This window comes from Streptomyces sp. IBSNAI002, assembly GCF_052244475.1.
Taxonomy (GTDB): Bacteria; Actinomycetota; Actinomycetes; order Streptomycetales; family Streptomycetaceae; genus Streptomyces.
This window is the reverse complement of record NZ_JBQPXG010000002.1, coordinates 5,704,818-5,724,789: the sequence shown is the minus strand read 5'-3', so window position 1 is coordinate 5,724,789 and position 19,972 is coordinate 5,704,818. Positions and strand designations below refer to the sequence as shown.

Below are 19,972 nucleotides of genomic sequence, written 5' to 3'. Positions count from 1 at the left end.
TGCCGCCGTGTCGCCACAGTCCCCCAGTAACCCGAGCACCACGACCGAAGCAGCAGAGGGCGGGAAGACCCCTGCCTCAGGCTTCGGTGCCAACGAGTGGCTCGTCGACGAGATCTATCAGCAGTACCTCCAGGACCCGAACTCGGTCGACCGGGCCTGGTGGGACTTCTTCGCCGACTACAAGCCGGGGGGCGCTGCCGCTCCGGTCAAGGCCGAAGAGCCGAAGAAGTCCCCGACGACGGACGGCGCCTCCGCACAGGCCGCCACCGCCGTCGCCGCAGCTCCGCAGGCCGTCGACGCCGCCGCCACGGGGGCGGCGCGCGCCGCGGCCCCTGCCGCCCCGAGCCCCGCGCCCACGCCCGTGTCAGCTCCTGCCCCTGCTCCTGCCACCCCCTCTGGTGCCCCTGCTGTGACTGTCACCTCCCAGGCCCCGGCCGCCGCACCGGCCGCGCCCGCCACCTCCGCTCCCGTAGCCAAGCAGGCCGCGCCCGCCACCGAGGCCCCCGCGGGCCCGGAACTGGTGACGCTCCGCGGCCCGGCTGCCGCCGTGGCCAAGAACATGAACGCCTCCCTCGACGTCCCGACGGCCACGTCCGTCCGCGCCGTCCCGGTGAAGCTGCTGTTCGACAACCGCATCGTGATCAACAACCACCTCAAGCGCGCTCGAGGCGGGAAGATCTCCTTCACCCACCTCATCGGCTACGCGATGGTGCAGGCGATCAAGGCCATGCCGGCCATGAACTACTCCTTCGCGGAGAAGGACGGCAAGCCGACCCTGGTCAAGCCGGAGCACGTCAACTTCGGCCTCGCGATCGACCTGGTGAAGCCCAACGGCGACCGCCAGCTCGTCGTCGCCGGCATCAAGAAGGCCGAGACCCTCAACTTCTTCGAGTTCTGGCAGGCCTACGAGGACATCGTCCGCCGCGCCCGCGTCGGCAAGCTGACGATGGACGACTTCACGGGCGTCACCGTCTCGCTGACCAACCCCGGCGGCCTGGGCACCGTGCACTCCGTGCCCCGCCTGATGCCCGGACAGTCGGTCATCATGGGCGTCGGCTCCATGGACTACCCCGCCGAGTTCCAGGGCACCTCGCAGGACACCCTGAACAAGCTGGGCATCTCCAAGGTCATGACCCTGACCTCGACCTACGACCACCGGGTCATCCAGGGCGCGGCCTCCGGCGAGTTCCTGCGCATCGTCGCGAACCTGCTGCTCGGCGAGAGCGGCTTCTACGACGACGTCTTCGAGGCCCTGCGCATCCCGTACGAGCCGGTCCGCTGGCTCCGGGACATCGACGCCTCGCACGACGACGACGTCACCAAGGCCGCCCGCGTCTTCGAGCTGATCCACTCCTACCGGGTCCGCGGCCACGTCATGGCCGACACCGACCCGCTGGAGTACAAGCAGCGCAAGCACCCCGACCTCGACATCACCGAGCACGGCCTCACCCTGTGGGACCTGGAGCGCGAGTTCGCGGTCGGCGGGTTCTCGGGCAAGTCGATGATGAAGCTGCGCGACATCCTCGGCGTGCTGCGCGACTCGTACTGCCGCACCACCGGCGTCGAGTTCATGCACATCCAGGACCCGAAGCAGCGCCGCTGGATCCAGGACCGCATCGAGCGCCCGCACTCCAAGCCGGAGCGCGAGGAGCAGCTGCGCATCCTGCGCCGCCTGAACGCGGCGGAGGCCTTCGAGACCTTCCTGCAGACGAAGTACGTCGGCCAGAAGCGCTTCTCCCTGGAGGGCGGCGAGTCCGTCATCCCGCTGCTCGACGCCGTCATCGACTCGGCCGCCGAGGCCCGCCTCGAAGAGGTCGTCATCGGCATGGCCCACCGCGGCCGCCTGAACGTGCTCGCGAACATCGTCGGCAAGTCGTACGCGCAGATCTTCCGCGAGTTCGAGGGCAACCTCGACCCGAAGTCCATGCACGGCTCCGGCGACGTCAAGTACCACCTGGGCGCCGAGGGCACCTTCACCGGCCTGGACGGGGAGCAGATCAAGGTCTCGCTCGTCGCCAACCCCTCGCACCTGGAGGCGGTCGACCCGGTCCTGGAGGGTGTCGCCCGCGCCAAGCAGGACATCATCAACAAGGGCGGCACGGACTTCACGGTCCTGCCCGTCGCCCTGCACGGCGACGCGGCCTTCGCGGGCCAGGGTGTGGTCGCCGAGACGCTGAACATGTCGCAGCTGCGCGGCTACCGCACCGGCGGCACCGTCCACGTCGTGATCAACAACCAGGTCGGCTTCACCGCCGCCCCGGAGTCCTCGCGTTCCTCGATGTACGCGACCGACGTGGCCCGCATGATCGAGGCGCCGATCTTCCACGTCAACGGCGACGACCCGGAAGCGGTCGTCCGCGTTGCCCGCCTGGCCTTCGAGTTCCGACAGGCGTTCAACAAGGACGTGGTCATCGACCTCATCTGCTACCGCCGCCGCGGCCACAACGAGTCCGACAACCCGGCCTTCACGCAGCCGCTGATGTACGACCTGATCGACAAGAAGCGCTCGGTGCGCAAGCTGTACACCGAGTCCCTCATCGGTCGCGGCGACATCACCCTGGAAGAGGCCGAGCAGGCGCTCCAGGACTTCCAGGGCCAGCTGGAGAAGGTCTTCGCGGAGGTCCGCGAGGCCGCCACGCAGCCCGCCGCCGGCGCCCCGGTGACGCCCGCGCAGACCGCGCAGGAGTTCCCCGTCCCGGTGAACACCGCGATCTCCCAGGAGGTCGTGAAGCGGATCGCCGAGTCCCAGGTCAACGTCCCCGAGCACGTCACCGTGCACCCGCGCCTGCTGCCGCAGCTCCAGCGCCGCGCAGCGATGATCGACGAGGGCACCATCGACTGGGGCATGGGCGAGACCCTGGCCTTCGGTTCGCTGCTGATGGAGGGCACCCCGGTCCGGCTGTCCGGCCAGGACTCCCGCCGCGGCACCTTCGGCCAGCGCCACGCCGTCCTCATCGACCGTCAGACCGGCGAGGACTACACCCCGCTGCAGTACCTGTCGGACGACCAGGCCCGCTACAACGTCTACGACTCGCTGCTCTCCGAGTACGCGGCCATGGGCTTCGAGTACGGCTACTCGCTGGCCCGTCCGGACGCGCTGGTCCTCTGGGAGGCCCAGTTCGGTGACTTCGTCAACGGCGCGCAGACCGTCGTCGACGAGTTCATCTCCTCGGCGGAGCAGAAGTGGGGCCAGACCAGCGGCGTCACCCTCCTCCTCCCGCACGGCTACGAGGGCCAGGGCCCGGACCACTCGTCCGCGCGTCCCGAGCGCTTCCTCCAGATGTGCGCGCAGGACAACATGACGGTGGCCATGCCCACCCTCCCGTCCAACTACTTCCACCTGCTGCGCTGGCAGGTCCACAACCCGCACCACAAGCCGCTCATCGTCTTCACCCCGAAGTCGATGCTGCGTCTGAAGGCCGCGGCGTCGAAGGCGGAGGAGTTCACGAACGGCTCGTTCCGCCCGGTCATCGGCGACAGCACGGTGGACCCGAACGCGGTCCGCAAGGTCGTCTTCTGCGCCGGCAAGGTCTACTACGACCTGGAGGCCGAGCGGGAGAAGCGCGGCATCACCGACACCGCGATCATCCGCATCGAGCGGCTGTACCCGCTGGCCGGTGCGGAACTCCAGGCGGAGATCGCCAAGTTCCCGAACGCGGCGAAGTACATCTGGGCCCAGGAGGAGCCGGCGAACCAGGGCGCGTGGCCCTTCATCGCCCTCAACCTGATCGACCACCTCGACCTGGCGGTCGGCGCGGAGGTCCCGGCGGGCGAACGCCTCCGCCGCATCTCCCGCCCCCACGGCTCGTCCCCGGCGGTCGGCTCGGCCAAGCGCCACCAGGCCGAGCAGCAGCTCCTCCTGGACGAGGTCTTCGAGGCGTAGCCGCTGCGCTGAGCTCAGCAGTCCCGGAAGGCCCGGCCCCCCTCGCGGGAGCCGGGCCTTCCGGCTGTCGTACGGGGCTTCGCGGGGGCGGCGTATTCACCCCCCTCTCCCCACCACCGGACCCGGCGGTTGCCCACCCGCCCCCATCGGCGGCGCGGCGGGGGCGGAGGGCTTGCCGGTCGGGGTCGGGGGTGAGCGGATTCCGCTGGGGCGGCCCGGGCGGTGGGGCGGTGGCTGCGGTGGTCGGGAGCCGACTGGCCTGCATCAGAGAGGGTTTGGGGGTTTCCCGCCAGTCCCATCGTCCTTCCGCGCCGGGCCGCCCTGTCAAGGGCGCTCCTACGTCGCGTCGCTTCGCGATGGCCTTCGGCCACCCTTGACAGACCGTCCCGACACGGAAAGACAAGGACTGCGGGGAAGCCCCCAAAGGAACGGTCCACTGGTTCACGATCACAGCCATTGGCCATCAGGGACCGGCTCCCTGGTTCACGTGGCCATGCCCCGGCCCGGCCCCGCCGGGAGGGATCCAGGGCCGGCGGGCGCACCAGATCTCTACGCGCTCCTCACGTCCCGGCGTCCGGCGGCCGTCTGGGGTGGCTACCTGCACGAGACAGCGACAAGAAGAGCATCCGGGTCGGTGGGCGCGTCCGATTGCCACTGCCCCGTCTCACCGAAGTTTGATGAGTCTCAGCGAAGTTTGACCGGCGCGGCAGCTCTGCGGCTGGTTCAATCAGTGGAGCTCTCCGGTGGGGGCCACGGTCCGCCACACCCCGATGGTCAAACTTCGATGAGACTCGCCGAACTGCGCTGAGACAGGTCAGCCACGGGCTTTCCGGTGCGGCCGACGGCTCCTTTGCCAGCGGCAACTCGGAGCAGGAGGCTTCGAGCTTGGCGAGAAGGTGCGGATGCGCGACTCGGATTTGAGCACATCTCATCCAGGCTTGAGAGGCTGAGCTCCGGCCGGTCAGCCGAGCGGATGCTCCCATCGCAGGGCCGGGGAATTGCCGATCCAGTAGGTGTGGGAGTGCTCGGTCACGCGGAGGTGGACCTCGGTGATGCCGGGCCTGCCGAGGTCGTGCCATCCGCCGAGTGCCCGCTCGACGTCGTCCCACAGGGAAACGGGGCCGCCCTGACGTACGAGCCAATCGCCGCCGTCCTCAACGAGCTCGGCGAACGACTCCCGGTCCGGGTCGAAGAGGTAGACGAGGGTCCCGCCGTCGCTGGCCCGGGCTCGTAGGACTTGGGCCGTCGGTGCTGCGAGCTGGGCCAGGAGGGCCTGCATCGGCTCGTCGAGTTCGGTCGGGGGTACGAGGGCGCGTCGTTCGGTGTTGGGGTATGCCACGCGGGAGGACAGGTCTCCGGCGATCGGTGTGACGGCCTGGGACCGCGCCTGCATGAAGTTGGCGTGGGCGACGAACCGCCCCTCGGCCGTCCCGTCCTCGCGCACGGTGACCTTGGCGAGGCCGGTCCCGGTGAGGAGTGACCCGACGGTAGCGAGGATGACGCCGCCGGGGCGGGTTTGCCGTACCCACGTGTAGGGGATGCGTCGGACCCCGCAGGTGGCGATCACCCTGTCGTACGGGGCGCGGCGGGGCAGGCCGAGCAGTCCGTCTCCCGTGACGGTCCAGGTGGAGAAGCCGGCGCTCTCCAGGGCCGCGTCGGCGCGGGCGGCGACTCCCGGGTCGACCTCGATGGTGGTGACGTTGTCCTCGCCCAGGCGGTGACACATCAGGGCCGTGGAGTACCCGGTGCCGGTGCCGATCTCCAACACACGGTGTCCGTCCTCGGCCTCCAGTTCCTCGATCATCTCCAGTACGAGCTGGGGGGCCGTGGACGATGAGGTCGGGATGCCCGGCACCGGGCCGGGAGCCTGGTCGGCGGTGAGCTGGTTGTCGAGCTGCGTGACGAGTGACTCGTCGGCGTACGCGGTCCTGGTCCACTCCGCGGGGTCCGTGTCGGCAGCGGTCATCGGCCGCCAGAGCCCGTTGCCGGCGGGCAGGAAGACGCCGGGGTTCAGGAACAGTTCGCGGGGGACTGCTTCGACCGCCTTTCGCCACGCCGGTGTCCGGACGGCGCCCACGGCTTCGAGCCGGTCCGCGAGGGCCTGCCGCAGGGGGCTGGTATCGATCAATGGATTTCTCCTTGGGTGAGCAGGTCGGCGAAGGAGGCTGCCATGGGAAGGCCGGTGTGCTCCTCCAGCCAGCCCCATTGACCGTTGGGGTTCAGTTCCAGGAGCCAGTACGTTCCGGCGCGGTCGACTGCGAGGTCGAAGCTTCCAGACGCGAGGCCGAAGGCGTCGAGGAAGGCGAGCAGGGCCGCTTCCAGCGCGGCGGGCAGGGTGATGACCGAGTACGTCAGGGCAGAGTAGTCCCGCCGCCAGTCCAGGAGATCGGACTCGATACGTACCGCGAAGACCCGGCGGCCCACGATCAGGACGCGGATGTCACACGTTTTGTCGATACGTACCTGGAAGAGGTGCGGGACGACCTGGATACGGGCATCGATCTCGTCCGCAGTGACCTGCTCCGCCCAGGACACGAGGGGGACGCCGTCGCGGTGGTAGGACGTTGCCCGCAGCGTCTTGTGGATCACTGCGGGGTGAACCGCGACGAACGCGCGCGCGTCGTCGAGGTCGTTGGTGATGAGCGTGGCCGGCACGGCGAGGCCGAGACGCTGGGCGCGGGCCAGTTGGTGGGGCTTGTAGTCGGCTTCGGCGTTCCGCAGGGGGTGATTCACCCACAGCGGGCCATCAAGCGCGTATAGGACGCCGCCGAGTCCGTACCGGGTCTGCGCCGCGGCGAACCGGGCGTCGTCGGAGCTCAGGTGCGGGAAGGCCGGCCATATCGGCCGCCGCCAGTACACGGCTCGCACGTCATCCAAATGGGCGGCTCTCGACGGGGTGAGCATCCGCCCGGCCGCGTTGGCCGGGCGGATGCCGTACTGAACGGAGACCGTCAGGCCGTCGCCGATGTCGGCGGGGTTGAACCGAACCACCGGCACACTTCGCCGGTTGAGTTCGGTGATGACCATGTCGGCGGTGAGGTCGTCCGCCTCGGTGGCCACCAGAACCGGCCTCTCCTCGGTCGTGGGCATCAGTCCTGCTGACTGTCCTGGTCGCTGCCCTGGTCGCCAGTGCCCTGTCCCCCGTCGGGGCTGGTCGAGGTCGTGGTTCCCGTGGCGCTGCTGGTGCCGTGCTTGCCCATCTCGGCCACTCGGCCGTGCCGGTCGCGGAAGATGCCGAGCTGGGTAGTGGGGTCGATCGTGACGGAGGCGTGCGGGAGCTGCACGGTGGTGGCGTACGGGGCGAGTCGGCTACTTCCCCACGGCGCGATGGGCGTGGGAGACGTGATGGACATGGGACTCCGTTCGGTAGCTGAACCCGGACCCGGGCGGGACCGGGAAGTCAGAGGGCGTCGGCGAGGTCGATGAGCAACGCGCGCGCGGCGAGGAGGGAGCGGCGTCAGCCCGCATCGGGCTGGTCACAAGCCGCCCGCGATCGCTAGGCGCTCCTCGATCACGCGTCCGGCCGCCCGTCTGGGGCTGGGAATAGGCGGCCGACGATCAACGGGCAGCTGACCTGTGGGGCCTGGTTCGGGCCGTCCGACGCTCACGCAGGGCCTTGAGCATGGTTTTCGCGATGAGCGCCAGCATCCGTGCGTACGCCAAGTTGCCCGTAGTGTCGTCCGCTGCCGCTGCCGGGTCCGCGGACGAGAGGTCCGACCAATCCCGCAGTGCCCCATGGCGCGGGTGGATCGCTGGGCCAGGGGGATTTCCCGGAGACCTACCGCAAGAGTCTCGCAGTGGGTGACCATACGGTTGGTCAGCTCTGCGAGCTCTACGGGCGCAGGATCGGTTGTGAGGACCGTGGTGATATCACGCTCCGCGTCGTCCTCGACAGCGGATTCGATGGCCTCCGCGATCTCCTCAAGCGCGACCCCAAGCTGGGTGAACCCGTCACTCAGGACTTGTCGGCTGTACTCGTGCACGGCTGCCCCCTACCGTGGTCAGCGGGTGGTGAGACGACGGTAGGGGCGGAGACACCAGAGCAGGGGCACGAATTGTGCCCCTTTGACTACGCGGTCAACAACCCGAGGCGGGCGGCAAGTTCGGAGGCTCGTCGCCGCCGGTGGGGGCTCTTTGCCGCCGCCTCCTCCAGGATGATCCGACGCGCGTACCCGTTGTACTGGACGGTCTCCGGGGCCGCCTCGTGGGCCTGTGCGAGGGTGGCGAGCGCCACGTCAGGCTGTGCATCCAGGTGGTAGGCGCGGGCCTGCTCGATTCGGTGTCGGGCCCGTCTGGGCCGGGACGGGATCGCCTGGGCCTCTGCACGGGCGGCCTGCCGCGCGGACTCACCGCCGGCGTGCAGTTCGACGGCGACCGTGACCGCGTGGGCACCGATGACCGCACGGGAGAAGCTCGTCACTGGGTGGAAATAGCCGCGGGGCAGCGACTCGGCCAACGTGCGGGCCTCGTCCCAATACCTCCATGCTGTGCCTGTCTCGCCGCGGCGCGCGGCCGTCAGTCCCGCCTCGACTGTGAGGGCCCCGGCGACCGCGCGGATGTCCGTGCGGGCATCGGGAAGGAGCGGCGTCAGGTAGCGAAGAGTCTCCAGGGTGACGGCGTCGGCCGCGTCCAGGTGTGCGCTCTCGCGGTGAGCCTGCGTGGTCAGCCACGCGGCGAGCCCGATCGCGTGCGGGTCCTCGGAATCCTGGGCAGCCATCATGCCGCGCTCGGCCACCCGCCACACCAGCGGCGCGTCAGGCTGGTAGGCGCAGAAGAACTGGGCCAGGAAGTACACCTCTGCGAGGGAGGCTTGGGCCGCCTTCCGGTCCGCGACGGTCTCGGCCGCGCGGACCGACGCCTGAGCGTCGCGAATGAGATCCGGCAGAAGAGACCCGATGACGTCGCGGTGATTCGGCGCCGAGTGTCGCGCCTGCCAAGCCCTGGACAGGCGAGCGGACAGGTGCGCAGCGGGCGGGGCCGCCCGGCCGGCACCAAGCTGAAGTGCGTTCAGGGCCTCGCGGACCGCGGCGAACCGCGGATGCCCGGGGCCCGTGAACAGGGCGGTCCGCATGGACTGGTCCCCGGTGAGATCGGACAGCTCCCGGACACGGAGGACTTCGGCGATGCGCAGGATCATCGGCAGGTCGGGAGTCTTGAGACGGCCGTTCTCAACGGCCTTGACCCACGATCCGGACCGGCCGACGAGACCGCCGAGCTGGTCGCGGGTGAGGCCTCGGCGCTGACGGAGGATCTGCAGCCTCTGGCCGAATGCCAGCTGTTCGCGGTACGGGTCTGGGGTTGCATCGGTAGACATTGCGCCTTGCCCCTCTCCTTGCAGCTCGACTCTGACAGGGTAGGGGCAGGGCCGGTTGCGTGTGATCCAGAGCGCCCCAACTGGTAACCACATCAGGAAGAAGCGGCTGGAAGTCGCGGCCGTAGGGCGCGTGTGGAGCGATTGTGGGCGGCTTGTGTCCGGCCCAAGACGGGCGCCGGACGCCGGGAGTGAGCAGCGCGTAGCGATTTGACGCGTCCCCGCTCCCGAGGAGGCTCTCGCCGCTGTTTCGTCCGGGTAGAGCTCAGACCCCGGCCCGGTGGGGCCGGTGACGGGCCCGGGCCGGGGCGGGCTCACCGGAGGCGCGTGGGCCCCGTACAGCACACGGCGGAAGCCTCGCCCCGTGGCCCCCCTACCGCTCGCCCTAAGGCTGTGGCTCGAAGTCCCAGTACGGGCGGGTCTGTTGTTTGGCGGCGATCGTGTGGACGTGTTGGGGGCCCAGGGTGCGGGTGAGGCCCTTGATGCCCGCCTCCTCGTGCTTGCCCGCCTCCACGTCCTCACGGACCGACCGGAGGTCCGCCGCCAGGGCGATCTGGGCGCTCAGCGTCATCGGGTGGTCCGGGCCCAGGACCCGCTCGGCGGTGCGCAGCGTCTCCCGGCTCAGGGACAGCGCGTCCTCCAGGTGCCCGGTGATGTTGCGGTGTCCGGTGGCGTTGAGGGCGCAGCCCAGCGTCCAGGGGTGCCGGTCGCCGAGCGCGCCCCGCATGCCGACCAGCGCCTGCTCCGCGAGGGACATGGCCTCCGCGCGTTCGCCCTGCGCGCGCAGGACGAGGCCGAGGTTGCCGACCGTGCCGATGCTGTACGGGTGGGCGAGGCCCAGCTGCGACTGGTAGCCGCGGACGACGTCCTCCGAGATCCGGCGGGCCTCGCCGACGTCCCCGTACTCCCGGAGGTACGTGGCGTAGTCGGAGGCCACCATCAGGGTCCACGGGTAGTCGACCCCGAACACGCGCGTGGCCCGCTCCCAGACGGTCCGCAGCCGCAGCCCCGCTCCGGGGATGTCGCCCGAACGGCGCAGGCACAGCCCGAGGTTGTGCTCGGCGCGCAGGGTCTGCGGGTGGCCCAGCCCCAGCACCTGGGTGTTGAGTTTGACGCCCTGCTCCTGCCGGGTCTGCGCCTCCCGGTAGCGGCCCATCAGCCGCAGCCCCATCGCGCAGGCGATGCCGGAGGAGAGGGTGGAGATGTGCTGGGGGCGCAGCACCCGCTCGCGGCGGCGCAGGGTGTCCAGGTCGAGGTCGTAGGCGTCCTGGTAGCGGCCCAGGAGCCGGTAGGTGGCGGCGAGGTTGTTCTGGGCGCCGAGGGTGGTGGAGTCGTCCTCGCCGAGCAGGTCGCGGTAGGTGCCCAGGCAGTACTCGAAGATCTCGCGGGCGGGCTCGAACTTGGCGATGCAGAGCAGCACTCCCCCGTACGCGCTGCCGGCGCGCAGGGTCTCCAGGTCGCGCTCGCCCCGCTCGGAGGTGAGCCGGTCGGCGACGGCCCGGGTGAGGGTCTCGGCCCGCCGGAACAGGCCGAGGTTGCGCAGGGCTCCGCCGTACTGGTAGCTGAGCTCGCGGACCTTGGGGTGGTCCTCGCCGAGCATCGCCCGCCAGACCTGGTCGGTCTCCTCGGACAGCCGCAGGCAGGTGCGGTACTCCCCGGCGAGGATCAGGTAGCGCAGGCACTGGAGCAGGAAGTTCTGGATGCGCGGGTTGCTGCTGGTCAGCACCCCGGAGGTGGTCAGGTGCGGGATGAGCTCGGCGTAGCGGGGCCACAGCCGGGAGTCGGAGGGGCGGCCGGGGTCGGCGGCGGCGAGGACCTGGCGGACGGCGCGGGCGAGCGGTTCGGCCTCGTCCTCGGAGAGGTTCTCGCGGACGATGCCGTGCACCATGCGGTGCAGCTGTACGGTCTCCAGGCCGCCGCCGCCCTCCTCCACGGGCAGGTCGGAGTACTCCAGGCGGACGACGGAGAACTGGACGAGCTTGTTGAGGGCGGCGTTCCAGCGGATCTGGTCGTTGATCAGCCCGGCGAGCTGTTCGGGCACGTCGTCGGCGGGGAACTCGCGCAGCAGCCGCAGCGGTACGGGTCCGGGGGCGAAGAAGACGAACAGCCGCAGCAGGGCGAGGGCGTCGGGGAAGTTCTCCCGTACGTTGTTGAGGAGTATGGCCAGGGCGGTCGGGAAGGGCAGCGGGTAGTCGTCGGAGACGGTGACGGCCTCGCGGGAGTCGAGCCGGCGCTGGAGCAGCGCCAGGTAGTCGCCGACGGTCAGCGGTGAGTCGGCGAGCCAGCCCGCGGTCTGGTCGAGGGCGAGCGGGTAGTCCTCCAGGGCCTCGGCGAGCTGGTCGGCCTCGCCGGCGGTGAGCCGCAGGGCCCGGCGGCGGATGAAGGTGATGGATTCGGGCCGTGCGTAGAGCGGGACTTCGACGAGGCTGGTGTGCCGGGAGGCCCATTCGCGGTTGCGGGAGGTGATGATGACGTCGCCCGAGCCGGAGGGCAGCAGGTCGGTGAGGTCGTCGGGGTTGTCGCAGCCGTCGAAGACCATCAGCCAACGGCCGTACGGGGATCCGCGCCGCAGCGCTTCCAGGACGGCCCGGATCTGCTCGCCGTAGCTTCCGGCGCCGCGCGGCAGGCCGAGGGCGGGGGCCAGGTCGGCGAGGCGTTCGCGCAGAGTGGGCCGGTCCTCGGCGGGGACCCACCAGACGATGTCGTACTCGGAGGCGAACCGGTAGGCGTACTCGGTGGCGACCTGGGTCTTGCCGACTCCGGAGAGCCCGAGCAGGGTGACGGTGGAGGCGCCGGCCGGTGCTTCGGTGAGCGCCGCGCGCAGGGTGCCGATGACGTCGTTGCGGCCGGTGAAGCGGGGGTTGCGGCGCGGGACCCGGCCCCAGATCTCGGGCGGGTCGTTGGGGAAGCGGGGTCCGCGGCGGCCGGTCTCGGTGCCGATGCGGTCCGTGGGCAGCTCCAGGCGGCGCAGCACGCGGTACTCCGCCTCGTACGCGTCCAGGCCCCACAGGTCGGTCTTCTCCAGGACGGCCACGGCGCTGGGCAGCGGGGCGTCGGTGAGGCAGACGGCCGCGAACCGGTCGGGGTGGCGGTCGGTGACCGTGCGCAGGGCGGTGTTCCACGCCTCGTCCTGCGTGCCGGTGTGGGTTCCGGCGGAAAAGTAGCGTTCGCTGAGGACCAGGAGGACCCGGCTGCCGGAGCGGGCGAGGTCGTCGAGGGCCTCGGCGAGGCCGGGGCTGTTCTGCGGGTCCCAGCGCTGGAGGGCGACCCGGTGGCCGTGTTCCTCCAGGCGGTGGGCGATCCACACGGCCCAGGGCCGGTTGAATCCGGCGAAGCTGATGACGAAGCGCTGCGGTCCAGCGGTGGTGCCCTGTTCCTGCCGACTACCGGTGGTCATGCGGCCGTCTCCCTGAAATCCGGGCAGTGGACGGGCTTGAAAGGTACCGCAGCCCGGCCCCTGGCGAAGCCCCTCAAGCCCGTACGAACGGGGCGAGTTCGGGATGGGCCTCGCACCAGGCGCGGCGCTCGCGGTCGACGGCCCGCCGGGCGGTGGTGTGCTGGTCCCCGGGCGGCGGGAGCTCGTCCATGGCCCGCTCGGCCGCCGCCATGGCAGCGGTGAACTCCCGCCCAGTCGAAGTCAGTTGTTCGTCGGCGCGCAGTACGGGCAGGACGGCGGCGACCTGGGCGCGGATGCGGGCGTGCTGGGCCCAGGCGCCCCGGGCCCCGTAGAGGGCGGCGCGCTGCCAGTACCCGGCCAGGGCCAGGTGGGCGTAGGCGCCGTGCAGGAGGCCCTCCAGCGGGCGGGGGTCGGCGCGCCAGGGCGCCCAGTAGCGGGGGGTGCGGTCGGCGGTGTGCAGGGTCAGGACGTCGGCGAGGGCCGTGAGCTTGCCGTGCTGGACCTCGTGCACGAGGGTGGCGGCCAGTGCGGGCGGGGCCTGTGCGCGGGCCAGTACGGATCCGGCGGCGGCGGGCAGGGTGGCCCCGGTGGAGCGGGATCCGCCGGCCAGCGGCACGACGGAGCGCAGCAGGTGGACGGTCTCCTCGGCGCGGGCGGTGTCGTAGCGCCGGAGCAGGGTGAGCGCGCCGGTCCACTGGGTGTCCCAGCGCTTGTGCCCCTTGGGGGTGAGCCGGCGGGCGGGCCGGACGGGGGACGGGCGGGCGGGGCCGGGCGCCCGGTAGGGGTCCAGGTCGTCGAGGGCGGTGCGCCCTCCGGGGAGGGTGTGCAGGGGCAGCGTGGCCGGGTCCTCGGGTTCCCAGGAGCGTTCGGTGAGGGCGAGCGGGCCGGGGCGCTCGGGGCGCAGCAGTCCGAGGGTGGGCAGGAGGAGGCGGCCCTGCTGGGGCCGCAGGGTGTGGGTGAAGGCGATCCGGGCGCGCAGGGCGGCGGCGACGGCGAGGGCGCCGAGGTGCCCGAGGTCCGGCGGGGGCCCGTACGGGGCGTGCAGGCGGCGCAGGGTCTCCTCGGCCCAGACCCCGGTGGCGGGGTAGTGCAGGACGTCGCGGACGGCGTCGGGGGCGTGCCGTTCGGCCGCTTCCAGCAGGGCCCAGTGGTCGGCGGTCTCCCCGGCCCGGGCTCCGGGGGCGGCGTCGAGGACGGCGCGCAGCAGGACCAGGCGCTTGGAGCGGCGTACGTCGCGGACCAGGCGGGTGCCCTCGGCACAGGGCTCGGTGGAGGCGAGGGCGCGCAGGGTGCCGGTGGAGACGGTGAAGGGGGCGAGGGCGGCGGTCACGAGGCGACCGCCGGGGGGCGGGCGGCGCCCGCGACGGCCGCGGCGATGTGCCGGATCAGGACCTGGAGGTCGGCGCAGTACACGGACGGCTGCCGGAAGCCCTCGCCGGCCCGGTAGCGGTGCGGGTAGTGCCCGCCGCCGCACACCTCGACCAGTTCGCAGGCCCGGCAGCCGTCGGCGAGCGCGTCCCGTCCGAGCTGGCGGGCGGCGAACCCGGGGTGGTCGAGGAGCTGGTCGAAGCTGTGGCTGCGCAGGGTCATGCCGGTGGTGGCGGCGCCCTCGTAGGCGGACTTCAGCGAGTCGGCCTGTTCGAGGGAGCCGTCGGTCTCGATGACGGCGGTGGCGGCGGGGGCGAGCCCGAGGGTCTCGGTGGCGGCGGGCAGGCCGAGCAGCAGGGCGATGATCTCCTCGAAGACGCGGATCCGGGTGCGCCGCAGCCCGTCGTGCCACCACCGTTCGAAGACGGCGAGGAGCCAGTCGGCGTACGGGGTCCCGCCGGGGTGGTGGCCGGGCGGCGGGGAGCTCCAGTTGGCCAGGGGCAGCAGCAGTCCGATGCTGGGCGGGGCGAAGGAGAGCAGGGACTCGTACGTCTCGACCGGGTCGTGGTCGAGGTCGATGACGCAGAGCACCCCGGCGTAGCTGTCCGGATGCCGTGCCAGCAGCCGCAGGCCGCGGGCGGCGGCCCCGAATCCGGGGCGTCCGGCGTGGTCCACGCGCCGGGTGTTGTGGGCGGGGAGCCCGCCGTCGAGGCTGACGCCGACGCGTATCCCGGCGGCGGCCAGCGCGGCGAGGCGGCCGCGGGTCAGCAGGGTGCCGTTGGTCTGCACGGTGGCGGTGACGCGGGTGCGCGGGGAGGCCGCGGCGACGGCGGCCCGTACGGCGTCGACGGGTCCGGCCAGCCCGGCGGGGGCGGTGAGCAGCGGTTCCCCGCCGTGCAGGACCAGGTCGACGCGGGGCAGGTCGTGGGTGGCGGCGTGCTCGGCGATCCGGCGGGCGGCGCGGTCGGCGGTGGCGGGGTCCATGGTGGCGGGCTGGGCGCGCCAGCCCTGGTCGGCCATCTCGTAGACGTAGCAGTAGGTGCAGGCGAGGTTGCAGCGGCTGCGCGTCTTGAGCACGAACTGCCGTACGGGGTGGGGTGGGTGTCCGGCGGCGCGCAGGGCGGGCACGTCGAGCCGGGTGTAGGGCCAGGGCGCGTGGGCGCGGTGTGCGGGCGGCCCGGCCGCGCTCGTGTGGGTGTGCCTCATCGCTGTACCTCCCGCCCCCGCCCCCGGACACCGCGGGAAGGTGCCCCGCGGACGGTGCATCCCTGCCCTTCGTTCGGCCTCGGCTAACGGCGGAAAGTGGTCAAGTGGGCGGCGGTCCGGGGGACTCGGGGGGTTCGGGTGGTGACGGCGGTCCGGGTGGTGATGGCGGTCCGGGCTGCGACGGCGGTTCCGCCGGCCCCGGCTGCGGTGCGCCCGGTCAGTCGACGCCGGAGTCGAAGGCGTTCAGGATCTCGGCCGGGTGCGTCACCCGCTCGACCATGCCCTCGATCACCTGGGCCAGCACGGGATGGTCGATCCCGCGCAGCGCGGCCAGATCCAGTCCGGAGAGGTCCGGCAGCCGTGCGGGGCACTTGTGGGCCTGGGCCACCACCGCCAGGTCCTGATCCTTCGTCACCATGGGCCGCCCGTCCCCTTGTTGCGTCGCACGTTCGATGGTCCACTGCCCTTTCCCCTCCCCCGGCGCCCGGAAACGGCGGCGCCGGGGGCGCAGAGCCGCTCAGAGGGCCGCCTCCAGGGTTCTGATCCGCTCGGCGAGCGCCGCGGACCGCCCCTGTTCACCGGGGTCCAGCCGCGCCCACAGTTCCAGCGCCGAGCGGTAGGCGTCCAGGGCCGCCCGGGGCCGGGCCAGCCGCTCCAGTACCTCCCCGCGCAGTTCCTGTACGCGGGCCGCCAGCTGCACGGCCAGGTCCCCGCGCTCCTCGCGGTCGGCCTCCAGGGCGGCCCGCCAGGCCCGCCGGTAGGAGTCCGCCGCCCGGTCGAGGCGGTCCGCCGCCCGGGTGTGGCCGTGGATCTCCAGCTGGACGTCCGCGTGGTCCCGCCAGGCCCCGGCCCGCTCCAGCGGGCCGCGGCTCTGCCGCACGGCGAGTTCCAGCAGGTACTCCGCCTCCCGCAGGTCCACCGGGTCCCCTTCGTAGGCGTGCCGCAGCCGCAGCCCGGTGGCCAGCCGCAGCAGCCGGTGCGCCGCCCCCGGGTCGGACTGCGGCACCGCCGCCCGGCTCTCGCGCAGCACGCGTACGGCCGCCCCGGTGAACTCCCGGCCGTCGGCGGCCCGGGCCCGCTCCAGCAGTACGTCGCCCCACTCGGGCAGCAGCTCCCCGAAAGCCTCCGCGTCCCGGGGGATCAGCCGCCGGGCCCGGCCGTACGCCTGGGCGGCGTCCTCCAGGGCCACCGGGTCGGCGTCCCGCTCGTACCGGGCCCGGTGCACGCGTGCCAGGCACACCAGGGCGGCCACCCGCAGGTCGGGATCCCCGCCCGCCTCCTCGACGGCCTGCCGCAGCTCGCCGGCCGCCTCCTCGAGCCGCTCGGGCAGGTACCGCAGCGCCCCGGCCAGCTCGACCCGGGTCCGGGCCCGCGCCTCCCGTCCCGGGGCGTCGTCCCCGGCCGGGCCGGTCGCGGCCAGCCGGGCCGCGGCCTGCCCGGCCAGGGCGGTGCGCTCGGCCGGGTCGGGGGTGTGGGGCAGCAGGGCCAGCAGGACGCGGCCCAGGGCCCGTTGCAGCTCGGGGTGGGCCGCCCCGCCGCCGACGACGGGCTCCAGTGCGGCCCGTGCCTCGCGCAGCGCGCCCGGGTCCTCGCGCAGCGCGCTCAGCCGGATCAGGGTCTCGGCGCGGCGCACCGCGCAGTCCCGCCGCAGCGCGGGGTCGGCGGAGACGGCGGCCGCCTCGGCGAACTCCCGGTCGGCGGCGGCCAGCAGGTCCGCCCGGGGTTCGCCGGCCAGCGCCCGCTCGTACAGCACCCGGCCGTGCAGGGCCCGGGCCGGGGCCGTGGCCAGGCCGGTGACGGTCCGCTCGGCCTCGGTGAGGAGTTCCGGGTCCCGCTGCACGGCCCACAGCCGCAGCAGGGCGCCGGCCAGTTCGGTCTCGGCCTCCTCGTGCGGGTCGCCGGGCCCGGCGGGGGCGGTGACGGCCCGGCGCAGGACGGCCACGGCCTCGTAGAGCGCCCGGGCGTCGCCGTCGGCGTCGCCGCTCCCGTCCCGGTCCGCGTCGGCGAGCCGCTCCCGGGCGGCGCGTACGGCCGCGGCCCTCGCGGGCGGCGGCGGGGGCGTGGCGGGCTCGCGCACCTGCGGGCCGCCGTCCTCGGGCATGCCGGGCAGGTAGCGCCGTACGACCTTGGCGGAGACCTGCGCGAAGGCCTGCGGGAGCCGCCCGGCGGCCACCCGCTCGGCGGGAACCGGCTCGGCGGGAACCGGCTCGGCGCCCCCCGGCACCGGCCCGACCTCGGCCGGCTCGGCCGTCTCGGGCGGCGCCCCGGTGAGCTGCGAGACGGCGAGCGCGGGGAAATTGCGCACGCCCCGCCCGAAGTGGGCCAGGACGTACTCCGAGCAGTGCTTCAGCACCAGGGCGGCCTCGTCCCGCCCCAGCGGCCCCAGCAGCACGTCCTGCACCCCGGGAGCGAACTCGTACCACTGCCCGGGGGTGTCCGCGCTGCGCCGCAGCAGGCCGCTCAGCAGGACCTCGGCCAGGTCCGAGGGTTCCGAGTCGGGCAGCATCGTGCGCTGCACGAGCCGCATGACGGGCAGGGTCAGCGGGGCCGCCGACAGGTACACGGCGAGCTGTACGGCCCGGGGCGCGGCCGAGGACCGGAACCGGGCCACCAGCTCGCGCGGCGGCCGTACGGCGCGGGGCGGCGGCAGGGGCGCGGCCGGATGGGCGGGCAGTACCCGGCCCACCTCGGCCGGTACCGGGCCGGTGCCGAGACCGGCGACGAGCCGGGCCCACGCGCCGAGGGCGATGGCGCTGGGCGGCAGCACGGGCACGGTCAGCCCGCCCGTGGGCCGCCCGGGCAGCGGCGGCCGGTCCGACCGGAATTTCAGCTTCCGGCCGCCGCCCTCGATCCGGGACAGCGTGCCGCGCTCGGTCGGCAGCCAGCTGCGGCCCCACAGCCGCTGGGGCAGCGGCTGGACGACCACGCACGGGGTGCACTCGGCCCACCGGTGCAGCAGCCGCTGCGCCGAGCCCTCGCGCCACAGCGGTCCGGCACAGTCGGAGACCACCATGGTCAGGGCCCGGCCGGTGGGGTCGCGCAGCTGGTCCCCCGAGCGCAGCCCGGCGCCGGGCACGGGGCCGCGCCCGAGCGCCGCCGTGCCGTCGGGAAGGCGGTGCAGGTAGTGCGTCTGGACATCGCGGAAGGCGCCCAGCCGCTCACAGACCGAGCGCAGTTCCTCGAACATGTCCTGCCACACCGCCATAGACGGCGACGCGTCCATCACCAGCCGTAGGGTCGCCTCCCGCCGGCTCTCCGGCCTGAGCACCGGGATGACCATCCCGAGGGCCCGGGCGCTGGCCTCGGCGGTGGCCGGCTCGTCCAGCACGGTGCGGGCGGGCGGGGCGGGCGGCCGGTGCCGCTGGAGGGCGCGCAGCGCCCGCTGGATCTCCAGGATGCGGGGCAGCGCGGCCGCCGCGGGCACGCGTACGGGCACCCCGCGCTCGACGGGCGGCTCCCCGGTGAACTCGGCCTCCGTCTCGCCCGCGCGGTGCGGCCCGGGGGCGTAGAGCCTGACCGGATCCTCAGGTTCCGGCTCGATCGGCCCGGGGTCGTCGGGCGGGCTCTCCGGCTCCCCGGCCTCCGGCTCCGGCACGGGCGCCTCCGCACCCGGCGCGGGCGGCGGTCCGGGCCGGCCCATCCGCGCGGCCAGCCACAGCGCGTCGGCGAGCTCCTCGGCGGACGGATCGAGCCCGGCGCCGCGCAGCAGCACGGCCAGTTCACGGATGCCGGGCGGTCCGGCGGGCGGCACGGCCCGTCACCTCGGGCGGTCGAGGCGCTGGATGAGCAGGTCGGCGAGGTCCTCCCGGGTGGGCGGGGCGGCGTAGTGGGTCAGGTAGACCGCGTTGAGCAGCTGGTCGGCGGCGACCAGCTCGGACTGCGAGCGGCTGAGGAACTCCCGGATCAGGTCGGCCCCCAACTGGGCGGCCTCCTCGCCCAGATGGGCCCGGACCATGGTGGCGAGCCGTTTCTCGCCGGGCTGTCCGAGCTTGAGCTGGATGCAGCGCCGCAGCAGTGCGGCCGGGAAGTCCCGCTCCCCGTTGCTGGTCAGGATGATGAAGGGGAAGGCCCGGCAGCGCACCCGGCCGCCCCGCACGGTCACCTTCGAACCGTCGTCGGTGAGCACCTGCACCTCGGGCTCGGTGTCGGCGACGCGCTCCAGCTCGGGAAGGGCGAACTCCCCTTCCTCCAGCACGTTCAGCAGGTCGTTCGGCAGGTCGATGTCGCTCTTGTCGAGCTCGTCGATGAGCAGCACCCGGGGCCGCGCGGTGGGCAGCAGGGCGGTGCCCAGCGGCCCGAGCCGGATGTACTTGCCGATACCGGGCGCCCCCCCGGGTGCCCCGCCCGGCTCCCCTCGCGACGCCCCGCCCAGGGCGCCTCCGCTCGCCGCGAGCTGTACGTCCTGGAGCCGCGCCAGGGCGTCGTAGCGGTACAGCCCGTCCTGGAGCACGCTGCGCGACACCACCGGCCAGCGCAGCACCCGGCCCAGCTTCAGCTCGTGGGCTACCGCGTGCGCGAGGGTGGACTTGCCGGTGCCCGGGAAGCCCGTCACCAGCAGCGGCCGCCTCAGGTACAGGGCCGCGTTGATGGCCTCCAGCTCCTCCGGCTCCGGCCGGTGCAGCTCGGCGGCCTGCCGGTGGGCCCCGAGCCGCCGGGCGACGTTCCCGTCCGCCACCGAGGCCGGTCCGCCCGCCTCCCCCACGGGCCCGCCGTCGAAGTCCCGCCACGGCGGCGGGTCGGGCAGGGCCTCGATCCCGTCGTGGGGCTCGCCGACACCGCGGTAGATGAGCCATTCGTCGTTCATGGG

The 19,972-nt window shown here is 73.1% G+C and carries 11 protein-coding genes; 1 reads left to right on the top strand and 10 read right to left on the bottom strand.

Annotated elements, in window-relative coordinates:
* Positions 1-7 precede the first annotated feature (7 nt).
* Positions 8-3,883, top strand: coding sequence for a multifunctional oxoglutarate decarboxylase/oxoglutarate dehydrogenase thiamine pyrophosphate-binding subunit/dihydrolipoyllysine-residue succinyltransferase subunit (locus ACTVZO_RS27710; protein WP_443300936.1), 3,876 nt, complete (start codon positions 8-10; stop codon positions 3,881-3,883).
* A gap of 961 nt (positions 3,884-4,844) precedes the next feature.
* Here the strand turns inward: ACTVZO_RS27710 and tgmC are convergent.
* From tgmC to ACTVZO_RS27660, 10 genes are all read right to left on the bottom strand, one after another.
* Complete coding sequence (gene tgmC / locus ACTVZO_RS27705) at positions 4,845-6,011, bottom strand: ATP-grasp peptide maturase system methyltransferase (RefSeq protein ID WP_443300935.1); 1,167 nt, start codon at positions 6,009-6,011, stop codon at positions 4,845-4,847.
* Positions 6,008-6,973, bottom strand: a complete 966-nt coding sequence (gene tgmB / locus ACTVZO_RS27700) for an ATP-grasp ribosomal peptide maturase (RefSeq protein WP_443300934.1) — start codon at positions 6,971-6,973, stop codon at positions 6,008-6,010. The genes tgmC and tgmB overlap by 4 nt, the downstream gene beginning before the upstream one ends.
* Complete coding sequence (tgmA, locus tag ACTVZO_RS27695; protein ID WP_443300933.1) at positions 6,973-7,236, bottom strand: putative ATP-grasp-modified RiPP; 264 nt, start codon at positions 7,234-7,236, stop codon at positions 6,973-6,975. The genes tgmB and tgmA overlap by 1 nt, the downstream gene beginning before the upstream one ends.
* A gap of 716 nt (positions 7,237-7,952) precedes the next feature.
* A complete protein-coding gene (locus tag ACTVZO_RS27690) occupies positions 7,953-9,197 on the bottom strand; it encodes a helix-turn-helix domain-containing protein (protein WP_443300932.1) in 1,245 nt (414 codons plus the stop codon).
* A 382-nt stretch (positions 9,198-9,579) separates the two neighbouring features.
* Positions 9,580-12,591 carry an FxSxx-COOH system tetratricopeptide repeat protein gene (gene fxsT / locus ACTVZO_RS27685; protein ID WP_443300931.1) on the bottom strand — a complete coding sequence of 1,004 codons (3,012 nt, stop codon included), beginning with the start codon at positions 12,589-12,591 and terminating at the stop codon, positions 9,580-9,582.
* A 73-nt stretch (positions 12,592-12,664) separates the two neighbouring features.
* Positions 12,665-13,921 carry an aKG-HExxH-type peptide beta-hydroxylase gene (locus ACTVZO_RS27680; protein ID WP_443300930.1) on the bottom strand — a complete coding sequence of 419 codons (1,257 nt, stop codon included), beginning with the start codon at positions 13,919-13,921 and terminating at the stop codon, positions 12,665-12,667.
* Entirely contained in the window at positions 13,918-15,165 is a 1,248-nt protein-coding gene (locus ACTVZO_RS27675) for an FxsB family cyclophane-forming radical SAM/SPASM peptide maturase (RefSeq protein ID WP_443300929.1), read from the bottom strand. Before ACTVZO_RS27675 ends, ACTVZO_RS27680 begins: the two co-directional genes overlap by 4 nt.
* 217 nt (positions 15,166-15,382) lie before the next feature.
* Entirely contained in the window at positions 15,383-15,583 is a 201-nt protein-coding gene (gene fxsA / locus ACTVZO_RS27670; protein WP_384230995.1) for an FxSxx-COOH cyclophane-containing RiPP peptide, read from the bottom strand.
* Between the two features lie 99 nt (positions 15,584-15,682).
* Positions 15,683-18,916 carry an SAV_2336 N-terminal domain-related protein gene (locus ACTVZO_RS27665; RefSeq protein WP_443300928.1) on the bottom strand — a complete coding sequence of 1,078 codons (3,234 nt, stop codon included), beginning with the start codon at positions 18,914-18,916 and terminating at the stop codon, positions 15,683-15,685.
* Positions 18,917-18,922: 6 nt separating this feature from the next.
* Complete coding sequence (locus ACTVZO_RS27660) at positions 18,923-19,969, bottom strand: AAA family ATPase (RefSeq protein WP_443300927.1); 1,047 nt, start codon at positions 19,967-19,969, stop codon at positions 18,923-18,925.
* Between the last annotated feature and the right edge of the window lie 3 nt (positions 19,970-19,972).